Source organism: Rhizobium sp. WSM1274 (assembly GCF_025200775.1).
Classification (GTDB): Bacteria; Pseudomonadota; Alphaproteobacteria; order Rhizobiales; family Rhizobiaceae; genus Rhizobium; species Rhizobium leguminosarum_I.
The window spans coordinates 3,649,371-3,670,050 of sequence record NZ_CP104138.1 but is presented as its reverse complement, the minus strand read 5'-3'; the positions used below and the strand labels follow the sequence as shown (position 1 = coordinate 3,670,050).

Annotated in this window: 14 protein-coding genes and 3 pseudogenes; 13 read left to right on the top strand and 4 right to left on the bottom strand. The window is 59.8% G+C overall.

Going from position 1 to position 20,680, the window contains the following annotated elements:
• Positions 1-9 precede the first annotated feature (9 nt).
• From tilS to serA, 6 genes are all read left to right on the top strand, one after another.
• Positions 10-1,434 (top strand): tRNA lysidine(34) synthetase TilS, encoded by a 1,425-nt coding sequence (gene tilS / locus N2600_RS18270; RefSeq protein ID WP_260297031.1) that lies wholly within the window; start codon positions 10-12, stop codon positions 1,432-1,434.
• A gap of 96 nt (positions 1,435-1,530) precedes the next feature.
• Complete coding sequence (ftsH, locus tag N2600_RS18265) at positions 1,531-3,462, top strand: ATP-dependent zinc metalloprotease FtsH (protein WP_017968095.1); 1,932 nt, start codon at positions 1,531-1,533, stop codon at positions 3,460-3,462.
• 241 nt (positions 3,463-3,703) lie between these two features.
• On the top strand, positions 3,704-5,056 hold the full coding sequence (gene glmM / locus N2600_RS18260; protein WP_017968094.1) for a phosphoglucosamine mutase: 1,353 nt from the start codon (positions 3,704-3,706) through the stop codon (positions 5,054-5,056).
• 258 nt (positions 5,057-5,314) lie between these two features.
• Positions 5,315-6,151: an outer membrane protein gene (locus tag N2600_RS18255; RefSeq protein ID WP_162118840.1), complete on the top strand. Its 837-nt coding sequence runs from the start codon at positions 5,315-5,317 to the stop codon at positions 6,149-6,151.
• A 188-nt stretch (positions 6,152-6,339) separates the two neighbouring features.
• A complete protein-coding gene (locus tag N2600_RS18250; RefSeq protein WP_170262190.1) occupies positions 6,340-7,518 on the top strand; it encodes a phosphoserine transaminase in 1,179 nt (392 codons plus the stop codon).
• Positions 7,519-7,598: 80 nt separating this feature from the next.
• Complete coding sequence (serA, locus tag N2600_RS18245; RefSeq protein ID WP_170279767.1) at positions 7,599-9,194, top strand: phosphoglycerate dehydrogenase; 1,596 nt, start codon at positions 7,599-7,601, stop codon at positions 9,192-9,194.
• Between the two features lie 74 nt (positions 9,195-9,268).
• Here the strand turns inward: serA and N2600_RS18240 are convergent, their stop codons facing one another.
• Positions 9,269-9,532, bottom strand: a complete 264-nt coding sequence (locus tag N2600_RS18240) for a hypothetical protein (RefSeq protein ID WP_162118838.1) — start codon at positions 9,530-9,532, stop codon at positions 9,269-9,271.
• 163 nt (positions 9,533-9,695) lie between these two features.
• Here N2600_RS18240 and N2600_RS18235 point away from each other — a divergent pair.
• Positions 9,696-10,697, top strand: a pseudogene (locus N2600_RS18235) (PAS domain S-box protein); the annotation flags it as partial.
• Between the two features lie 335 nt (positions 10,698-11,032).
• Here N2600_RS18235 and N2600_RS18230 read toward each other — a convergent pair.
• Complete coding sequence (locus tag N2600_RS18230; RefSeq protein WP_130762413.1) at positions 11,033-11,566, bottom strand: helix-turn-helix domain-containing protein; 534 nt, start codon at positions 11,564-11,566, stop codon at positions 11,033-11,035.
• Between the two features lie 226 nt (positions 11,567-11,792).
• On the opposite strand from N2600_RS18230, the gene N2600_RS18225 reads away from it, so the two are divergent.
• Entirely contained in the window at positions 11,793-13,652 is a 1,860-nt protein-coding gene (locus N2600_RS18225; protein WP_260297024.1) for an AAA family ATPase, read from the top strand.
• 83 nt (positions 13,653-13,735) lie between these two features.
• Positions 13,736-14,014, top strand: a complete 279-nt coding sequence (locus tag N2600_RS18220) for a hypothetical protein (protein ID WP_260297019.1) — start codon at positions 13,736-13,738, stop codon at positions 14,012-14,014.
• Between the two features lie 233 nt (positions 14,015-14,247).
• On the opposite strand, the gene N2600_RS18215 is transcribed toward N2600_RS18220, so the two are convergent.
• A complete protein-coding gene (locus tag N2600_RS18215; protein ID WP_260298846.1) occupies positions 14,248-16,605 on the bottom strand; it encodes an autotransporter family protein in 2,358 nt (785 codons plus the stop codon).
• A 543-nt stretch (positions 16,606-17,148) separates the two neighbouring features.
• Between N2600_RS18215 and N2600_RS18210 the strand changes: the two are divergent.
• Positions 17,149-17,535: pseudogene (locus N2600_RS18210) on the top strand (hypothetical protein); the annotation flags it as partial.
• A 219-nt stretch (positions 17,536-17,754) separates the two neighbouring features.
• On the opposite strand, the gene ligD reads toward N2600_RS18210, so the two are convergent.
• A complete protein-coding gene (gene ligD / locus N2600_RS18205) occupies positions 17,755-18,798 on the bottom strand; it encodes a non-homologous end-joining DNA ligase (protein WP_260297017.1) in 1,044 nt (347 codons plus the stop codon).
• A gap of 176 nt (positions 18,799-18,974) precedes the next feature.
• Between ligD and N2600_RS18200 the strand changes: the two genes are divergently transcribed.
• The 3 genes and pseudogenes from N2600_RS18200 (at position 18,975) to N2600_RS18190 (ending at position 20,643) form a co-directional block, all read left to right on the top strand.
• Positions 18,975-19,121 carry a hypothetical protein gene (locus N2600_RS18200; RefSeq protein WP_260297016.1) on the top strand — a complete coding sequence of 49 codons (147 nt, stop codon included), beginning with the start codon at positions 18,975-18,977 and terminating at the stop codon, positions 19,119-19,121.
• Between the two features lie 40 nt (positions 19,122-19,161).
• A pseudogene (locus N2600_RS18195) lies at positions 19,162-19,430 on the top strand (hypothetical protein); the annotation flags it as partial.
• A 619-nt stretch (positions 19,431-20,049) separates the two neighbouring features.
• Positions 20,050-20,643 carry a hypothetical protein gene (locus tag N2600_RS18190; protein WP_260297015.1) on the top strand — a complete coding sequence of 198 codons (594 nt, stop codon included), beginning with the start codon at positions 20,050-20,052 and terminating at the stop codon, positions 20,641-20,643.
• Positions 20,644-20,680: the final 37 nt, after the last annotated feature.

Genomic DNA, 20,680 nt, shown 5'->3' with positions numbered 1-20,680 from the left:
GTTTCCGGAATGTCTCCGGAAACTCCATCGCCTCAGCGGGCGATCCTCCAGTTTCTTTTGTCGCTTCAAAGCCCCGCGCGCATTCTCGTCGCAATATCGGGCGGCAGCGATTCCACCGGCCTACTTCTTCTCCTCGATGAAGCCCTGAAGGCCGCACCCCATCTCAAGATTTCCCTTTGCGCTGCAACCGTCGACCATGCGCTGCGCGCCGGCTCGGCAGACGAGGCGCGTGAAGTCGCAGCCCTCTGCGCATCGCTTGGCATTCCCCACACCACCATGATCTGGGAGGGCGACAAGCCGAAAACCGGCATCATGGCGGCGGCCCGCGAGGCGCGCTATGGCCTGCTGGCAACCGCCGCCGAAAGTTTCGAAGCCGATCTCATCGTCACTGGCCACACGTTCGACGACCAGCGTGAAACACTGCAGATGCGTGGGATGCGAACGGAGCAGATTTCGACCGGCATTGCAGATGCGGTGCTCTTCAACCGGCGCTTCTGGATTTTGCGGCCGCTTCTCTTTTCCAGCCGAGCAGATATCCGCGCTTTCCTCACGGAGCGGGACGTGCCGTGGATCGATGATCCGAGCAACGAGGATGTGACCTATGAGCGCGTGCGGACACGCCGCAAGCTTTCGGCCGATGCAGGTGCCGAGAGGAATATCCGCGCGGCCTGGGAAGCGCGACTGGCTCTTTCGGCTAGGGGAGCAGAATGGCTGGATGGTCATTTCAGGCTTCACGGCGGTCTGCTCGGGCAGGTGACGCCTGACGGGTTGCGGCAGGATCGGGCGGTCCTCGATTATGCACTCGGCCGTCTGACAGCCGTTTTCGGTGGGCTGCCGTTTGCACCGGGGAGGGCGCATATGGAACATATCCTTGCATTTGTCACCGGCAGTGAGCCGGGACGGATGACCGTTGGCAGGGTGGTGTTCGATCTCAGGCGTGACGGGCTTTTTTTGGCGCGCGAGAGCCGGGGGATATTGCCGCTGGTATTGCAGCCGGGAAAGGCTGGGGTTTGGGATGGAAGGTTTTATGCGCGCAATGCGTCGGCCGCATCAATTGAGATCCAGACGCCCAAGGACTTCGGCGCGCAAGACACTTCACGCCTAATTGAGCCAATCATCGCGCAGAAGCGCGGTGGCTGGATTCCCGTGACATCCCTCGGATCAAGTCGGAGGGCAGGAATGAGGGGGCGTATGCATCACCTTCCCAAGGGTGCATGGAAGCGCGCCGTCGCCGCAGCGCCGGTTTTGTCTGCCGAAGGAGCTCCTTTATCTGAGGAATCCGTCCGTAAGGTCGAACTGACGCGCTATTTCGCACCCTTCGACCGCTTTTTGACACGATTTGACTTCATCTTTGCCAATAGGCTTTCGGCGGTTTTCGCGACGGCGCCCTATGCGAGGCTGCCTTTAAGAAGTATTGACGGAAAAACCATCTGACCTGGGGTGTCGCCTTGGCAATCGTGCGGCGCAACCCTATGTTAGAAACGAATAAGACTGTCGCCATGAGGCGGCTGTTCCATGCTGGGGAGTTCAATGAACCCTAACTTACGTAATTTCGCCTTGTGGGCCATCATCGCGCTTCTGCTGATCGCCCTTTTCAGTATGTTCCAGACGGCGCCGGCACAGACAGGCTCCCGCGAAATCCCTTATTCGCAGTTTCTGCGTGAGGTCGATGCGGGCCGCGTGAAGGATGTCGTGGTCACCGGTAACCGGTTGACCGGGACATATCTGGAGAACAACAATACCTTCCAGACCTATTCGCCTGTGATCGACGACAGTCTGCTCGACCGCCTGCAGGGCAAGAACGTGGCCGTCACCGCGCGTCCCGAGACTGATGGTTCTTCCGGCTTCCTGAGCTATCTCGGCACGCTTTTGCCGATGCTACTGATTCTCGGCGTCTGGCTGTTCTTCATGCGGCAGATGCAAGGCGGCTCACGCGGCGCGATGGGCTTCGGCAAGTCCAAGGCCAAGCTTCTGACCGAAGCGCATGGCCGCGTGACTTTCGAAGACGTTGCCGGTGTCGACGAGGCCAAGCAGGATCTCGAGGAAATCGTCGAATTCCTGCGTGATCCGCAGAAGTTCCAGCGTCTCGGCGGCAAGATCCCGCGTGGCGTGCTGCTCGTCGGTCCTCCGGGTACCGGCAAGACGCTGCTCGCCCGCTCGGTCGCCGGCGAAGCCAATGTGCCCTTCTTCACCATTTCGGGCTCCGATTTCGTCGAAATGTTCGTCGGCGTCGGTGCAAGCCGCGTGCGCGATATGTTCGAGCAGGCGAAGAAGAACGCTCCCTGCATCATCTTCATCGACGAAATCGATGCTGTCGGCCGCCATCGCGGCGCCGGTCTCGGCGGCGGCAATGACGAACGCGAGCAGACGCTGAACCAGCTGCTGGTCGAAATGGACGGCTTCGAGGCGAATGAAGGCGTGATCCTCATCGCTGCCACCAACCGCCCCGACGTGCTCGATCCGGCGCTGCTGCGTCCCGGCCGTTTCGACCGTCAGGTCGTGGTGCCGAACCCCGACATCGTCGGCCGCGAGCGTATCCTCAAGGTACATGCCCGCAACGTCCCGCTGGCGCCGAATGTCGATCTCAAGATTCTCGCCCGTGGCACGCCCGGTTTTTCCGGCGCCGACCTGATGAACCTTGTCAACGAAGCCGCCCTCATGGCCGCCCGCCGTAACAAGCGCGTCGTCACCATGCAGGAATTCGAGGACGCCAAGGACAAGATCATGATGGGCGCCGAGCGCCGGTCCTCGGCGATGACCGAGGCGGAAAAGAAGCTCACCGCTTACCATGAGGCCGGACACGCCATCACCGCGCTCAATGTCGCCGTCGCCGATCCGCTGCACAAGGCGACGATCATTCCGCGCGGCCGTGCGCTCGGCATGGTCATGCAGCTTCCCGAGGGCGACCGCTACTCGATGAGCTACAAGTGGATGGTTTCGCGCCTCTGCATCATGATGGGCGGCCGCGTTGCCGAAGAGCTCACCTTCGGCAAAGAGAACATCACTTCGGGTGCCTCTTCCGACATCGAGCAGGCGACCAAGCTTGCCCGTGCCATGGTCACGCAATGGGGCTTTTCCGATCAGCTCGGTCAGGTCGCCTATGGCGAGAACCAGCAGGAAGTCTTCCTCGGTCACTCGGTTTCGCAGTCGAAGAATGTTTCGGAGGCAACCGCGCAGAAGATCGACAATGAAGTGCGCCGCCTGATCGACGAAGCTTATACGCAGGCCCGCACGATCCTGACGGAAAAGCACGACGAATTCGTCGCCCTTGCCGAAGGTCTGCTCGAATACGAGACATTGACCGGGGAAGAGATCAAGGCGCTGATCCGCGGCGAAAAGCCTTCCCGCGATCTCGGCGATGATTCGCCGCCGAGCCGCGGCTCAGCCGTTCCGAAGGCCGGCGCACGGCCCGTCACCAAGGGCGACGAGCCCGAAGGCGGCCTCGAACCGCAGCCGCATTGAACAGCGGCACTACCCTGAAGAAGGCCGGATTTCCGAAATGGGAGATCCGGCTTTTTCAATTGGTAACGGGATATAATCATTTTTCTTGCTAATTTACGTGCTGATCGCCGCATTTTGTGGCATTCCGCTGAATTGAGGCAAGCATGAATCACGCTCGTGGATTGACGACAATTCACTGAAGCCGGATTCGCTCGGAACGGTGCGCTGCCTTGAATGGCGCGCGGAAAGCGCAGGAGTGCAGATGAAGAGACGCTATTTCGGTACGGACGGCATTCGCGGCCAGGCCAACGTCTTCCCTATGACGCCGGACCTCGCGATGCGGGTTGGCATCGCCGCAGGAACGATTTTCCGTAACGGCGCCCACCGTCATCGTGTAGTGATCGGCAAGGACACGCGGCTGTCAGGATACATGCTTGAGAATGCCCTCGTGGCCGGTTTTACCGCGGCCGGACTGGACGTGTTCCTGCTCGGCCCTATTCCGACACCCGCGGTTGCCATGCTGACGCGTTCCCTGCGATGCGATATTGGGGTGATGATTTCGGCCTCGCATAATCCGTTCCAAGACAATGGTATCAAACTTTTCGGTCCGGACGGCTACAAGCTCTCCGATGACATCGAAGCGCAGATCGAGGATCTGCTCGAGAAGGATCTATCGGGGCAGCTTGCCAAGGCTGAGGAAATCGGCCGAGCCAAGCGCGTCGATGGCGATATCTATCGCTATCTCGAGCACGTCAAACGCACGCTGCCGCGCGACGTCACGCTGCAGGGTCTCCGGATCGCCATCGATTGCGCCAACGGTGCCGCCTACAAGGTGGCGCCCGCCGTGCTCTGGGAACTCGGTGCCGAGGTCGTCACTATCGGCAACGAGCCGAGCGGCATCAACATCAACCTCAATTGTGGTTCCACCAGTCCCGTCGCGCTGCAGAAGAAGGTCGACGAGGTGCGCGCCGATATCGGCATCGCGCTCGACGGCGACGCGGACCGCGTCATCATCGTCGATGAAAACGGTTCGATCGTCGACGGCGACCAGTTGATGGCCGTCATCGCCGAAAGCTGGGCCGAGAGCCAGCAACTGCGTGGCAATGGGATCGTTGCGACCGTCATGTCCAATCTCGGCCTCGAGCGCTTTCTCGATGAGCGCGGCATGGCGCTTGCCCGCACGCGGGTCGGCGACCGCTACGTCGTCGAGCATATGCGCCAGCACAATTACAATGTCGGTGGCGAGCAGTCGGGCCATATCGTGCTTTCGGATTACGGCACGACCGGCGACGGTCTCGTCGCGGCCCTGCAGATCCTGGCCGCAGTCAAACGCACCGGCCGGACCGTCAGCGAGGTCTGCCGTCGCTTCGAGCCGGTGCCGCAGCTGCTGCGCAATGTTCGCATCAGCGGTGGCAAGCCGCTGGAGGATATCCAGGTGCAGAAGGCGATCGCCGATGCCGAAGCCGAGCTTGCCAGGAACGGCCGCCTCGTCATCCGCCCCTCCGGCACCGAACCGCTGATCCGCGTCATGGCCGAAGGCGACGACCGCGCCCAGATCGAGCGCATCGTCAACGAACTGATCGGCACCATCTCGAACGTCCGGACTGCCGCCTGATTTTTTCGGGGCGAGATGTCAAAAGCCGGCACAAGTGCCGGCTTTTGTTATGCATGCGCACTATTTTGAGCTGATCGCCGCGGCCAACCATCCCGATGAGCCAAACCGCTATTGTTTCGGGCCGCCTTGATGCCTGGCATCAAGGTAAATAATCGTGGTTAAGCAGCTTTTAACGTTTCCCATTCATTATCCATCCCAAGCGTACCAGATTGGCAGCGACCGAGCCTGCCGACGCAACGGGATTTTGGAGTGGGATCCATGAAAAGAAGCTTGTCCGGCATCTTCGCCGCATTGTTGATCGCGACAAACGCCTATTCCGCGGACCTCGCCCCTGCCGAGCCTATCCCGGAGCAGCCGCCTGAGGTGACGGTCACCGAAGCGACCGGCTGGTACCTGCGCGGCGATGTCGGCTATGCCTTCACCGATCTGCGCGGCGCCCGCTATTTCCAGGGCAGCAACGCCACGGAGGTCGATTTCGACGACGCCGATCTGGACGATACATGGACTGTCGGCGGTGGTGTCGGTTACCAGATCAACAGCTATCTGCGCACCGATCTGACCTTCGACTATCTCACCCAGGCGGATTTCAACGGCTCGACGGTCGGGCAGTGCGGCTTTCCGCTGGTGGACTGCACCTCGAGCGACCGCTCTTCGCTGACAGCCTATACGCTGCTCGCCAACGCCTATGTCGATCTCGGCACCTACGGCTACGTCACGCCTTATGTCGGCGCCGGTATCGGCGGTTCTTACGTGAAGTGGAAGAACCTCAGCAACGTCGCCTGCGCCGATGACGGCAGCTTCTGCGACGACCAGGTCACCCATGGTGGCAAGGGCAACTGGCGCTTCACCTACGCGCTCATGGCCGGCGCTTCGATCGACGTGACCTGCAACATCAAGGCCGATGTCGGCTACCGTTACCTGCATATCGATGGCGGCAACATGTTCGGCTATGCTGACAATGGCGGCCCGGGCCGCGACAAGGGTCTGAGCGCCCACGAAGCCCGCGTCGGCGCCCGCTATCTCTTCGGCGGTTGCGCCCAGGCGAGCTACGAACCGCCGCCGGAAATCCCGCTGCAGCAGCCTGTCTACAAGTAAGTCCGATCCCCTGACATCTGAAAGCCGCCCCGACCGGGCGGCTTTTTCCTATTGCGGCCATCCCGCCCTGCGTCAAAATATGTTCCGCCCGCGACACTTCGATCTTGACTATGACGCGCCGGGTCCATACACACGGCGGCGGGACACCCTTCCCCAACGAAGGGCTTTCTATCTGAGAGGATAGCATCATGGCGAAGACCGCAAAGCCGGACATCCGTCCGAACAATACTCATTTTTCTTCTGGCCCCTGCTCGAAGCGCCCCGGTTGGTCGCTCGAAGCCCTTTCCGACGCGGCCCTTGGCCGTTCGCACCGCGCGAAGGTCGGCAAGGCCAAGCTCAAGCAGGCCATCGACCTTACCCGTGAAATTCTCGAAGTGCCGGCGGATTACCGCATCGGCATCGTTCCGGCGTCCGACACCGGCGCCGTCGAAATGGCGCTCTGGTCGCTGCTCGGCGAACGCGGCGTCGACATGCTCGCCTGGGAAAGCTTCGGCGCCGGCTGGGTCACCGATGTCGTCAAGCAACTGAAGCTCAAGGATGTGCGCAAGCTCGAAGCCGGTTACGGCGAGCTTCCCGATCTGTCCGCCGTCGATTTCGACCGCGACGTCGTCTTCACCTGGAACGGCACCACCTCGGGCGTGCGCGTGCCGAATGCCGATTTCATCCCGGCCGACCGCAAGGGCCTGACGATCTGCGACGCCACCTCGGCGGCTTTCGCGCAGGCACTCGATTTCGCCAAGCTCGACGTCGTCACCTTCTCCTGGCAGAAGGTTCTGGGCGGCGAGGGTGCCCACGGCGTCATCATCCTTTCGCCGCGCGCCGTCGAGCGTCTGGTTACCTACACGCCGGCCTGGCCGCTGCCGAAGATCTTCCGGATGACTTCGGGTGGCAAGCTGACGGAGGGCATCTTCCAGGGTGAGACGATCAACACCCCGTCGATGCTCTGCGTGGAGGATTATATCGATGCGCTTGTCTGGGCGAAGCAGGTCGGCGGCCTCAAGGGGCTGATCGCGCGTGCCGATGCCAATGCCAAGGTCATCCACGATTTCGTCGCGGCGAACGACTGGATTGCCAATCTCGCCGTCAAGGCGGAGACGGCCTCCAACACCTCCGTCTGCCTGAAGATCGTCGACAAGGACATCGCAGCGCTTGACGACGACGGTCGGGCGAATTTTGCCAAGGGCCTGGTCGGCCTCCTGGAAAAGGAAGGTGTCGCCTATGACGTTGGCCACTACCGTGACGCGCCGTCGGGCCTGCGCATCTGGGCCGGCGCAACGATCGAGGCATCCGACATGCAGAAGCTGATGCCCTGGCTTTCCTGGGCCTTCGAAACACAGAAGGCGCAGCTCGCTCAGGCCGCCGCCTGAGGTGATCGCATCCGGCTCCGCCATAGGGCGGAGCCCATTCCTGATTCATTCATCGCTGAACACTTTTGAAGGAGGCCATCATGGCACCTCGCGTTCTCGTATCCGACGAATTGTCGGAAACCGCCGTCCAGATTTTTCGCGACCGGGGCGTCGAAGTCGATTTCGAACCGCAGCTCGGCAAGGACAAAGACCGTCTGCTCGAAGTCATCGGCAAGTATGATGGCCTGGCCATCCGTTCCGCCACCAAAGTGACGGAAAAGATCATCGAGGGGGCGACGAACCTCAAGGTCGTCGGCCGTGCCGGTATCGGCGTCGACAATGTCGATATCCCGGCCGCCTCGCGCCGCGGCATCATCGTGATGAACACGCCCTTCGGCAACTCGATCACGACGGCCGAACACGCGATCGCGCTGATGTTCGCCGTCGCCCGCCAGCTTCCGGCAGCCGATACCTCGACGCAGGCCGGCAAGTGGGAGAAGTCGAAGTTCATGGGCGTCGAGATCACCGGCAAGACGCTCGGCGTTATCGGCGCCGGCAATATCGGCTCGATCGTCTGCGCCCGGGCCATCGGCCTCAAGATGCACGTCGTCGCCTACGATCCGTTCCTCTCCAAGGAGCGCGCCGAGGAGATGGGCGTCACCAAGGTCGAACTCGAAGAGCTGTTCGCCCGGGCCGATTTCATCACGCTGCATGTGCCGATGACCGACAAGACGCGCGGCATCCTCAACAAGGAAGCACTGGCAAAGACCAAGCCAGGCGTGCGCATCATCAACTGCGCCCGCGGCGGCCTGGTCGATGAGGCAGCGCTTGCCGAAGCGATCAAGTCCGGCCATGTCGCGGGTGCCGCCTTCGACGTGTTCGAGGTCGAACCCGCCAAGGAAAGCCCGCTCTTCGGCCTGCCGAACGTCGTCTGCACGCCGCATCTCGGCGCCTCGACGACCGAGGCGCAGGAAAACGTCGCTTTGCAGGTGGCCGAACAGATGGCGGATTACCTCGTCAATGGTGCGGTCTCCAACGCCATCAACATGCCGTCGATCACGGCTGAGGAAGCGCCGATCCTGAAGCCCTTCATCCGTCTTGCCGACGTTCTCGGCGCCTTCGTCGGCCAGGTCACCGAAGAGCCGATCAAGGAAATCGAAATCCTCTATGACGGCGTCACCGCCAACATGAACACGCGGGCACTGACGAGCGCCGTGCTCGCCGGCCTCATCCGCCCGCAGGTCGCCGACGTCAACATGGTTTCGGCGCCAATCATGATCAAGGAAAAGGGCATCGTGCTTTCCGAGGTCAAGCGCGACAAGACAGGCGTCTTCGACGGCTATATCAAACTGACGGTGACCACCGAAAGCATGACACGCTCGGTGGCCGGCACGGTGTTTTCGGACGGCAAGCCGCGCTTCATCCAGATCAAGGGTATCAACCTCGATGCCGATGTCGGCTCGCACATGATCTACATCACCAATACCGACGTTCCCGGTATGATCGGCTTCATCGGCACGACGCTTGGTGCTGCCGGCGTCAACATCGCCAACTTCCAGCTCGGCCGTGACAAGCAGGGCGGCGACGCCATCGCGCTGCTCTATGTCGACGGCAAGGTAGATGACGCGGTGCTTGCTGAGTTGACCGCCCACCAGGCGGTACGCCAGGCAAAGCCGCTGACCTTCAATATCGATTGAGTCTTTCCTCCCAAGGAAATGAAAAACCCGGCGCTGGAAACGGCGCCGGGTCTTTTGCTGTTTCAGAAGTTAAATTAATGGTGCCGGCGTTTCCGGCGGCGGATTTTGCCGAAACGGGCGGCATCGTCTTCAGCCTTGGTGCGGTGAAGGAAGGCGAGCCTGCTGCCGTCGAGGCCCTGGAAGAATTCATCCCAGGAAATCTCTTCCGGTTCCGAGGAAAAATCGACGCGGACGGTTTCGCTGTCCGGTGCGTTCTTGATGCGGGCGGGATGGCCGCCGCGCGCTTCGATCCAATGTCTGATTCTGCTGTAATCCGTCGTCGTGCCGAACCTGCCCATGAAGCCCTCCTCAGCAATTCGAATGCGACATCGATCAGCCGCAACGCACGATCGACGGAATTGTTCCAGGGCGCCCAAATCATTTTATCGAGGGCCGAGATCGTGATGGAAGACCGCCGCTTTGCACATTCTGAAGGCGGAAGCCTAAAGTTTAACCCTGAGTATGATTCTGATTTTATTTAACTTTTCTCGGTATACCCCTGGCATCGGCATCAACGGCACGCGAATTTCCATGGCCCCCTTGCAGAAGACCGAGCAGATCGAAGCATTAAACGACGACTTCCGGTCATTGTTTGCAACGCATCCGTCGCCGATGTGGGTCTATGATCCGACATCGCTGCGCTTTCTCATCGTCAACGAGGCGGCGGCGGCACTTTACGGCTACGGTGCGGACGAATACCGGCGCATGACGGTTCTGGATATTCGCCCTGAGCATGAGCGGGAACGGATGATCGATGCCGTCAGCGGCCGAACCGACATGGAAAAGGCGGAGCGCTGGGTTCACCTCAAGGCGAGTGGCGAGACCTTCGAAGTGCTGACCTATGGCCGAGAAGTGCGCTTCGAGGGCAGGGCCGCAATCCTGGCGATCGTGCAGGACCGCAGCGAGGTCAACGCCGCCAAACGCCAGATCAGCGATACACGCTCGCTTCTCGACAGCATCGTCGACAACCTGCCGGTCGGCGTCTTCGTCAAGGACATGGAAGCCGACGGGCTTTACATTCTCTTCAATGAGGCCTGCGGCGACATCGTCGGCATGCGGGCGGAGCACGTGGTCGGCCAAACCGACCGGGCGCTGTTTCCTCCCAGTCAGACAGACGCCTTCCGCGAGCAGGATCGCCGGGCCTTCGAAGCCAGTACGGCGATCAGCTTCGAGGAGACCATGCTGCGCGCCGACGGTGCGCCGCGCCTCCTGCGCACCGTCAAGCGCGCCCTGCCGACGCCCGAGGGCCATTCGCCGCGTTATCTGCTCGGTATCTCGCAAGACGTGACGGAGGAGCGCGCCGTCGAGGCAAAGCTTGCCCATCTCGCCATGCATGATCCGCTCACCGGCCTGCCGAACCGGGCGGCATTTTCCATGCGTATCAACCAGCGGGCGGTCGAAGCGGCCGCCGACAGCCCGATTGCGCTGCTTTATATCGACGTCGATCACTTCAAGCATATCAACGTTTTGAAACATTGAAGCAACTTGCTCAACCGAGATGCTCCTAGAACGGGATCGGTCAGGCGCCCTTTGTTATAGCCTAACCCTTCATTCAAATATCCTCGGGGGTCCGGGGGCGGAAAGCCCCCGGTCTTAGGGGGTGTGGGGGGAATGGCCGGTGTTGCGCCAGTGCTCAGCGCAACACAAAAAGCCGCGGCAACCGAAGTTCCGCAGCGGCGAACCAAAAAGCTTAACCCTTCACGGTCATTGGCATCCCTGCCTGTACCGTGGTGCTACGTTAGCAAATCCAATCGCTTTACACAATCATGAACTTGTTCCGCACGTGCAGAAGCTCCGTATCATTCGCCTCGCATGGATTGCTTCCGCTTCTGGAGGTTAAATCGAGGATGCCGCGCCGACGGTTCGGCCTCCATTTTTGAGAAAGCGACCTCCCAGCCTCGAGTGCCGTTGGGCATCAGGAATGCGACGCCTTCCTTCTCCAAATACGCGATAAGATAAAGGCGCGTCTCGTTTTGGACAGTTTCGTCTGCGGCCTCGATCCGTCGGACGGTCACAGTCCCAAGATCGGCGTCATTACCTAATGCTTCCTGGGACCTATTGAGGCCGATACGCGCCGCGCGGATAAATCTTGAAGGTACCGGTGTCTCGCCACGATCGAAGAGTTCGGCGATCCCCCATCCGCTTCGCTCTGGGCTTGGTGCCGAGAACCTCATGCCATGCGTTAGGAAGTATTCTGTGAAAATTTGTTGGCGCTCTAAACTCAGGGACGGGTAGCGAGCCTCCGCGCGCTGAACCGCCCGTCTTTCCAGGTCAAGTTCATCCGCGAGCTCACTTTGGCTCATGCCAAGGAGCTCTCGTGCGACCTTAAGCATTCGCGGGGGTATCCTCATAAGGATTGAATGTCATCCCACGCGGCAGGAATCAAATTAGTTGACGCCGCAATCGAAAGGGCGTCTACAAAGATCGAAAAGGCGACATGAAGGATCGAGGCTGACGAATCCTTGCCTTTTCGTTGCGAGAACCAGCAAAAAGAGGAAATCGATGATTCGCCACCGATCGGAGATGCCGCGTCTAATAGCCACCATAGGATGAACTAGCATGCATCATCATCTCGACAGCAAGGTCTTCACGGAAACCAGCAGCAATACAGCAAAATTCCTTATGCTCTGCGCGCTCCGGCAGGCCCTTCGAGGAACCGATCAGTTCAAGAACGATGCGAAGGGGATCATCCTCTGCATCGTCGAAAAAGCCTGGATCTGGTACGCCAAGTCGGCAGCCAATGTGCTTATGAGCGGTGGCCGGGAGAATTCGTACTACGATGATTTCCGCAGACCGGTACATATCATAGGAGAAGCGCCACGACGCACGACGCCAAAGGGGATCGAGGACTTCGCGGTCTTTCGTCCGGAGCATCAGGTCATCTATCTGGCGACGTCGTTGGACTCCGTGAGGCTGTCGCTTCAGTTGGCTGCGGATGTCATTGTCAACATTTTGCCGCCGACCGCCAGGCACGTAATCGCGGCACGAAAGGTGCTCGGCGTTGAAGATGTCGATATGACGCTTGCAGAAGCGATCGCGGAACAGCCAGCGGAGATAGTAATCGGCCTAACCGCTCGAAACTCGCTTAAGGGTTTCGATATAGCGACCCTGACGAAGCCGATTTCGACTCCCGACCGTTCTGCCAAGCTTTCGGAACTGCCTGGGTACGGTCCAGCACGTCCATGGGTCGATGCGATCAAGCAGGACGTCGCCGATTGGAGAGAGGGTACAATCCCTTGGACGGACGTCGATAGGGGAATCCTTCTCATGGGCCCGCCCGGAACGGGCAAGACGCTGTTCGCGACTGCGCTCGCCAACGAGCTCGGATTCGAACTCGTTCCGACGTCGGTGGGCGCATGGCAGGGATCCAAGAACGGCTACCTTGGCGACATGCTCGCGGCGATGTCCAAATCCTTCTCCGACGCCACGTCGAGACGCGGTGCGGTGTTGCTCGTGGACGAACTCGATGCCATCGGCGATCGCGCTACGATGCGGGGAGATCACGCATTCTATGAAGGTAATGTCATTGGCAGGTTTCTTGAACTGACGACGCACGCGCTCGAACAACCCGGAACAATCATCGTTGGAGCGACCAACTACGGGCACCTGATCGACAATGCGATCCTCAGGGCCGGCCGTCTGGAGAAACACGTCTACCTGGAACTGCCCGAGGACCAGGAGCGTGCGGAAATTCTCGCCTATCATCTCAATCAGGCTCTCTCTGCAAAGAACCTGCGCGTGATCACGGACAAGCTAAGACTCATCACACCTGCCGACCTGGAAAAACTTGCGCGAGCCGCAAAACGCGCGGCTAGAGTTCGAAAGGGCGTTCTCAGTATCCGGGACGTCAAAGCCGTTCTTCCGGCCCAAGTCCCGCTTCCCGAAACCGTCGTTCATCGCATCTGCGTGCATGAGATCGGTCACGCTCTCATGGCGATGGCATCGGGAGTGGCGGACGTAATCAGCATCAGGGTCGAATCCCACATGGTGGAGGGCGAGCCCGTGCAGGACGGTGGCCGATTGCATTACAAGATGCGAAACCAAGCCTTGCCCACAGAAAAGGATTTGCTGGCAAATATCCGGATCATGCTGGGCGGCACCGCGGCGGAAGAAGTCATATTTGGCAACCGGTCTATCGGCGCCGGCGGCATCGAAGGAAGCGACCTCGACCAAGCTACCCGATTGGCCTACCGGCTGGTTGGAAGCTATGGGCTGGGGAAGTGGCTCCGTTACCAGGTGGGAGCAACCCGCGTCGACGAATCCTTCGTGCCGACGGCCGAAATTCGTGTTGAAGTCGACGGGATCCTTGCGCGCGAATATCGGGCAACGAAAGACCTCCTCACGAAGGAGAAGGCTCGCCTGATGCGGCTGGCCGCCGAACTTGTCGTCGATCGCCAGATGCGTATCGACAAGACATGAGTTGCGGCGATCTCACGTGGCAAGGATTCATTGGCCGCGGTTCAAAGGAAATAAACTATGCCGGCCGTAGAAAAGGAGCTCACGTGGAATTCACCGTCTATTGCCACGAGATTATATCCGGATCGGATGTGGGTATGCATTTTTCGGCGACACTCGAGCAGTCGAAAGCGGAAGTGGGAGAGTACCGGGAGGCTCTACGGCAAATGGACCCGACGGGCGAACCGCTGGGCGCTTTAGGAATCCATGAGTTCGTGCTTCGGATGCCCGACGTGGCGATGATTATCGACATTCTCAATTCGCCTGAATCCCTCCTCCAGTGCTGCCAGATTCGCAGGCAGTGTGTGGCGTTCACGGTCGACTAGCTTCTGGAACTCTCGCCTTGTACGCGGGCCGATGACTGGCGAGCTTCTAACGCCTTTTCTAGTCCGCAGAATGTTGCGCCGCCGAGAGCGACCCCGAATTGGCTCAGCTTCTCGACAATGTCGCTGATGGTCTAAGCGAGCACGTAGTCACCTTGGCCGACGAAATAGCCGAGCTGGAATACGAGAAGCAGTCATAGTTCGGTCTGATGCCGCTCTCCGCGGCGCGGTCGCACCTACCACTTCACAGTGAAACCGATCTTTGCGCCGATGGTGTTGCTGTCGCCGAAGTCCTTGAGGCTGGTGCGGGCAAAGGCTTCACCGTGGGCTGCATAACGCTCGTCGGACCAACTGAGTGATCCGCCCAGGCCCAGACCGCCCCAGAGGGCCTGGTTTTCGCTGACGACGCTGGTCCCCGAGACGTCGACATCCGAGCCGTCGAGGAAGTCGTAATAGAGATTGGCGATGGTGTAGAGCGTCGAGCGGCTGGTCTTTCCGGAGGCATCCTTCCACTCGCTGTCAAAATCGGCCGAGACGCCGAGGCGGCCTGTCAGGCTGTCACCGTCGTCAAGCGAGACATCGGCGCCATAGGCATCGGTGAAACTGTCGAAGCGCACCGAGGAATAGGCGAGCTGCGCCTGCGGCGTCACCGACCATTGGCTCGTCAGAGCGATCCTTTGTCCGGCTTCGATGCTGAGGCCATACCCGAAGCCGTCATTGCCGTCGGCAAGCGAAGTTTGAAGTGTCGAGGATTTGAGGTCGCTGTCGTACCAGGTGACGGCAGCCTGCGTATCGACGTAGAAGCCGCTCTTGCCGTACCAGGTCAAGGTGCCGTCGAAGCCATAGCCCGTGGTGTCGATGTCGCCCTTGCCGAAGCGCGAGGAGATGTCGGCCGAAGCGGTGTTCATATGAAAGTTGATCCCGCCGATCAGAGCACCGGCCTCGCTTTCGCGCAGCACTCCGTCGACACCGGCCTGCAGCGTCCAACTGCTGACCTCATAGTCGGTGCCGGTGGTCGAGCTTTCCGGCTCGAAGTGCGAACGGTTACCGCCGATGCGGGTCTGGATCCCCCTGGCGGCGGTGTTGCCGTCCTGGTCTGCGGATCGATCACCGTCGAGCATCCGCCCACCGGTGCGCTGGTGTAGCGTGCCGAACTGGTTGAGGCTTTGCAGCACGCCGGCATAGGCCTCGTAGACCGGCACTCCGGGCGCATAGATCGGCCCGATCTCGGCGCCCGCGGGGTCAAGCTCGGTCGAGCGCAGATACCAGTCGCCATCGGCAGGCGTGCTGACGCCGCCCTGGTAGAGGCGGTAGGCATATGCCCCCGCGACCACGGCCTGATCACCCTCGAAGACATAATCCCCGAGCAGCGAGAAGTTGCCGGCGGATATGCCGCCGACATCGATGATCTTGATGCCCTCGACCGTCTGCGCGCCGCCGCCACCGAGATTGATGACCGTGACATTAGTCGTACCTGCGGTATTGCCCGTCACCACGAGACGGTCGGATGGCGAGGCATCGCCGCCAAGGATTGTTTCGATCTCGAGGGTGCCGCCAGTGCCGGTATAGTTGCCTGTGATGGTCAGCGTGCCGATCGAATTGCCGGGCGCGATCGTGCCGGCATTGGTCGTATCGCCGAAGATCGTGCCGGTGCCGCCGAGAATGCCGGTGCCTGATGTCGTCAGCGCGCTGGTGATCGAGCCGTTGACGGCCAGCCGGCCAGCGCTCACCGTCGTCGCGCCGGTATAGGTGTTGACGCCGGAAAGCGTCTGATTGCCGCCGGTGACGGTCAGTCCGCCCGTGCCGCCGATGACGCCTGCGAAGGTGTCGTTGGCATTGGCGATCGTCAGGGTTTGGGCTCCGAGTAGGACGCTGCCGCTGCCGGCCAGGCTCTGGATGGTCGGGGCCGCGGCCGCCGAAACGTTAAAAGTGCCGTCGGCGACAACCCGGCTGGAATTGGCGATGGCGCCGGCGCCGGATAGCGCGAGGCCACTGCCGAAGTCGATCTGCGTCTCGCCGGTATAGATGCTGCTTGCCAGAAGGCTGAAGATACCGCCACCGGTGACACTCAGGCCGCCGACGCCTGAAAACCCCGACGCCGCGTCGGTTCCCACAGCAAAGCCGGCAGTATCGATCGTCAGCCCGCCGGCGAGCAGGTTGAGTTCAGTGCCGGAAAATCCGTTGATGAAGGTCGCGTTGGCGGCTGTCGCGCGCAAAATACCATTGTCGAAATTGGCCTGGCTCGCGCCGGGCCCGCCCCGCAGGGACAGGGTCTGCAACGTGCCGCCGCTGCTGATGTTGAGGATGCCCGAAGCTGCAATACCACCGCCAAGGACTGTATTTGAACCCGTCGTAACTTGCCCGCCGTTTTTAATGTACAGGGTGCCAGTGCCTTGAAAGCCGACATAAAACGTTCCAAGTGGTATGGTCCATTGCGATCCAGAGCCGGTCACGGTGACGGTCCCGGAGCTTCCGGCTACGACCGCAAGCCGGGCGGTGCTTGTGTTGGACAAACGGCTGCCGTTCTGGATCGTGAGTGTGCCAGGCACACCCGCGACTTGGCCCACGTTTATGGAGCCTGCCGAGACGACCATTGGCCCGCTGACGCCGAGGATTGCATCCGGCCGACTTGCACCTGCTGCGCCGATGTTGACAGTTTGACCTGCCGCAGGAGCGGTGCCGGTCGACCAGTTGTTCCCGTTCGTCCAGTCATTGCTTGTCGCGCCGGTCCAAACAGCGGTTTGGGCCGATGCCGCTCCTGCGGAGAGCGCCACCAGCGCCGCCCCCGAGGCAACGATCAACAGACCTCGCAGAGTCAGACATGTGGCGGCCATCTTGTTGATGGCTCGTCCTAGCATATTGCGGCACATGAAAGTCCCCGGAATCGTTTACGGAACAATACGGTAGGTGAGGCACAGAAGGATGACAACCTGCCGGCTCAACTAAATTCTCCTCAGGCTTGAACAATTCCTTGCCGACTTCAGGCAAGTTGTAGGGGCTTCAAAGCCAGCCCGAGCGATTACGCCAGCTCATAAACAGTCGCCACATCAGCCACGTCGCGCAGCCCTCTGTAATACGCATGCCTCAGCTTGCCGTCTTCCACCCAGGCCCGATCGAATGGCAATCCGCGCAACATCAAATGGCAACAAGTCAAGACAGACGAGACCAAAGTCAGCACCAAAGAAAAGAACCTGTCGGCGCAACTTGCGGGCCTGAACTCCTTGAAGGGGAACTATAAGGCATTGATGCATACGTCGGACCCACGCATGACCGCCATTTCGGCCTATGCCGTGGCTTATGCCCAGTATGAGCTCGACAATGGAATCGAGCCCGCAGCCGATGACCCGCTATTGGGGGATGAGGCGCTGGAGGACGCATTGGCTTCCGCAACGAAAACCAGTGAAGTCAGTCCGGCGGTTCTGAGCCAGGCCAAGACCATTCTGGGGGTTGGCGACGCAAATGGGAAAATTGATCAAATCCGCACCTCACTTGAGGACGCCGCTCCGGCGACGCCCGATGAATAGGCACTTGTGAGGTGCAAGCGGTGCGCAGCGCAAAGTGTGCTACGCACTAACCTACGAGAGCATTTCCGCCTTGGTTTGAGTAGCGGAAATGCTCTATTTTTTTGCGAATCCGAACACTTTCCTTTTGTTGGAAAATTGGGGCTACGGCAAAAATTGCTTCCCTAGTGATCCCACGGCAGCAGCCCATCAATTCGCCCTGCTTGTTGCGTTGCGCACATCTTATTTGATCTCGTAAATGGCCGTGTCGTCTGAGGTCTCGCGCAGGCCCTTATAGGACGCGTGCCGCAGCTTGCCGTCATGCGTCCATGCCCGATACTCGACCTCGGCAACAAGTTTGGGATCGATGAAGACCGCGTTTCGCTTCCTCCCCGTATCAACGGCGGGCTTGCTGATGATCAGCTTGTCCATCTGCTTCCGGAGCTCGGCGGCGGATCGTTCATTAAAGCCGGTCCCCACTCCCCCGACATAGACGAGCTCATCTCCTTTGCGCGCTGCGAGTAGCAGTCGGCCGATGCCACCGAACGATGCCGTCGACTTCTCATATCCGACGATCGCGAAGCCGTCACTCTGGGTGCACTTTATCTTCAGCCAGTCGCCCAGGCGGCCGCTGCGATAGGGCGCGTTGCGGCGCTTGGCGATGATGCCTTCCAGGCCATGTTCGCAGGCGCTCGCCAGCAACTGATCGCCATCGGCCTCAATCTCCTCAGAGAGCCGGATATCGCCCAGCTCGCCGGCCGGCACCAGGTCCTCGAGCAGATGCCGACGCATGTCGAGTTCGGAGTTTCTGAGATCGTGGCCGTCGAAATAAAGCAGATCAAAAGTCATGAAGACGGCGTCGCTTGAGCTCTTCTTGCCGCCCCGCCCACCCAGCGATTGTTGCAGCAGGCTGAAATCCGACCTTCCCTGCTCGTCGAGAACCACCGCTTCGCCGTCGAGGATTGCCGTGCCAACAGGAAGCCACAATGCCGCCTGCTTGATTGCCAGGAAACGATCCGTCCAGTCATGGCCGCCGCGCGTCAGGATGCGAATGCGCGTCGGCTCGACATGAACCGACAGGCGATAGCCATCCCATTTGATCTCATAAACCCAACCGTCGCCCTTCGGCGGTCTTGCTTTCAGAAGCGCAAGACACGGCTCAATGCGATCTGGCATAGGGTCCAAGGGAAGATTCGGCTGCGCTGGATCTCGCGCTTTGCGAGGCCGGGATCGAATAGGCTTCTCGGCATCCTGCAGAAGCGGCTTTGGTTTCGACGGCTTCGTCATGCCGCCATACCATCAGCAATGTCTTAAAAAGCAATTGCCCAATACGAGTTATTGACTTCGGGTTAGACGAGAACACTTAGCAACATCGCTCGACGGTCGCCGATGGGGCACTCGCAGATTTGCGGGTCGACCCGTCCTGACCGCCGTGCTGTCTTCTTCGAATGAAGGAGGCAACGATGAGATCGTTTCATATCGCAGTTCAGGTCGACAGTGCGCTCTGGGCGGTCACCTTCGTCAGTGAACTTGGTTTCCACGAAACCAGGATCATGACCAGCGCCGAATTCATCGAGATGATATCGGCAGAAGCCCAGCTCGGCCATTAATCGTCTTTCGGTGAGGCTACGTCGTGTGAGTGATGAATAGCCCAAATACAGATGGCGCCAGACGTGGCCAGGAGAAGGATTTCACCGGGTTCGACGGTGAGCAGTCTTTTGGCCGCATCCAGCTAGATCAAACCAGCTTTGGCAAGACGGGCATGTGGAAATGGAACATCATCCATGTCCCGTGGGTGCGAAAGCACATAGTGCCTCACAGCGGACGGAAGGGAATGTCGCGTGAAGCAATGCCGCAGAGTCGAAGAGCACTACGAGAAATTGTTGGAATTGCATGGTCTGCAAAAACATGATCGATAGTTCCGGCATCGACCTTGCAGGAGCTTGAACGAGCGACACCGACAAGCCAGCGCTAACAAACGCACCGCAAGCTACTGATTGGCAAAAAATGAGCGCGTTGACGTCGCCAAGCAAGGATTCACAATCGTAATCGGCCGAGAGAGACCATGACATGAATGGTAGCCGAAATCGCGTTGAATTCGTCGTTTACTGCCATGAGATCATTTCCGGATCGGATGTGGGGCTCCACTTCGCCGCCACACTCGAGGCCGCGCAATCAGATGTGCGCACCTATCGCGACGCTTTTCGAACGATTGAATCCGGCTGGGGAGCTGCTCGGCGTCTTGGCAATTCATGAAATGGTCCTGCGAATTCGCGACGTCGCGACGATGATCGATCTTCTCAACTCCCCCGAAAGCCTTTTGAAATTATGCTTGACGAGCAGGAAGCGGGTGGCCGTGAGCGTCGATTAGTTAGAAACCCGTCAAGTCTTGCTCGTACTTCTTTGGGTGCTGTTCAACCGAACATCCAAGGATTCAGGAAGGTCGTTTCGCGATCCAATCCTTTGAGTGTGGATTCCACGTGTTGACGCCGCCAACTTTCGGCGCCACCCTGGTCCAATCGACGCAAAGGACCCGACGTGACAGATAGCGGATATACGGACAGGATCATCAGAGACCATATAGGCTGGCTCGCCGATGGTGCCAGCGAATCCTACTTCGGCCCAGAAACTGCGCTTCTCGCTTATGGCAGGCCCATGGCGGGCGTTCGAGACCGTCCTGCTTATGTGCCTGCAGGGCAGAAGCGTCAGTGCTACGCAAACTGCGTGAAGGCGGTTCTCCCTGCTTCACCCGGACGTGAGGAGCTTTTCTACGCCGAAGGCTTCGCTACGACCAAGCCTGGACAGCTCATACCTATGCAGCACGCCTGGCTAGTCGATCAACAGGGGCACGTCATTGATCCAACGTGGGGGAACGCCCACGAGCACTTATATTTCGGCGTCGTTTTCAAAACGTCATTTGTGATCGACATGCTATGTGTCGCGGACATGGTGCCTGGAATTCTATCAACTCCAGTTTTGATGCGTCAAAATTTGGGTACTCGATCTCTCTTCGAAGCGGCGCTCGAGCAGCGTTATCACCCCCTTTTCAATAGCGCTGCCGACGAGAGCTCGGCATTGCGCATTGGCATAAGGCCCCCCGCAGTACTCATCCCCGCGCTCAGCGGAGTCTGAACCGCGCTCTTACCAGACCCATGGCTCCATTCGACAT

Bases quoted from the DNA above. Each gene is read 5' to 3' on its own strand.
- tilS (WP_260297031.1), top strand. From the start codon at position 10: ATGTCTCCGGAAACTCCATCGCCTCAGCGGGCGATCCTCCAGTTTCTT.
- ftsH (WP_017968095.1), top strand. From the start codon at position 1,531: ATGAACCCTAACTTACGTAATTTCGCCTTGTGGGCCATCATCGCGCTT.
- glmM (WP_017968094.1), top strand. From the start codon at position 3,704: ATGAAGAGACGCTATTTCGGTACGGACGGCATTCGCGGCCAGGCCAAC.
- N2600_RS18255 (WP_162118840.1), top strand. From the start codon at position 5,315: ATGAAAAGAAGCTTGTCCGGCATCTTCGCCGCATTGTTGATCGCGACA.
- N2600_RS18250 (WP_170262190.1), top strand. From the start codon at position 6,340: ATGGCGAAGACCGCAAAGCCGGACATCCGTCCGAACAATACTCATTTT.
- serA (WP_170279767.1), top strand. From the start codon at position 7,599: ATGGCACCTCGCGTTCTCGTATCCGACGAATTGTCGGAAACCGCCGTC.
- N2600_RS18240 (WP_162118838.1), bottom strand. From the start codon at position 9,532: ATGGGCAGGTTCGGCACGACGACGGATTACAGCAGAATCAGACATTGG.
- N2600_RS18230 (WP_130762413.1), bottom strand. From the start codon at position 11,566: ATGCTTAAGGTCGCACGAGAGCTCCTTGGCATGAGCCAAAGTGAGCTC.
- N2600_RS18225 (WP_260297024.1), top strand. From the start codon at position 11,793: ATGCATCATCATCTCGACAGCAAGGTCTTCACGGAAACCAGCAGCAAT.
- N2600_RS18215 (WP_260298846.1), bottom strand. From the start codon at position 16,605: ATGGTCGTCTCGGCAGGCTCCATAAACGTGGGCCAAGTCGCGGGTGTG.
- ligD (WP_260297017.1), bottom strand. From the start codon at position 18,798: ATGACGAAGCCGTCGAAACCAAAGCCGCTTCTGCAGGATGCCGAGAAG.
- N2600_RS18200 (WP_260297016.1), top strand. From the start codon at position 18,975: ATGAGATCGTTTCATATCGCAGTTCAGGTCGACAGTGCGCTCTGGGCG.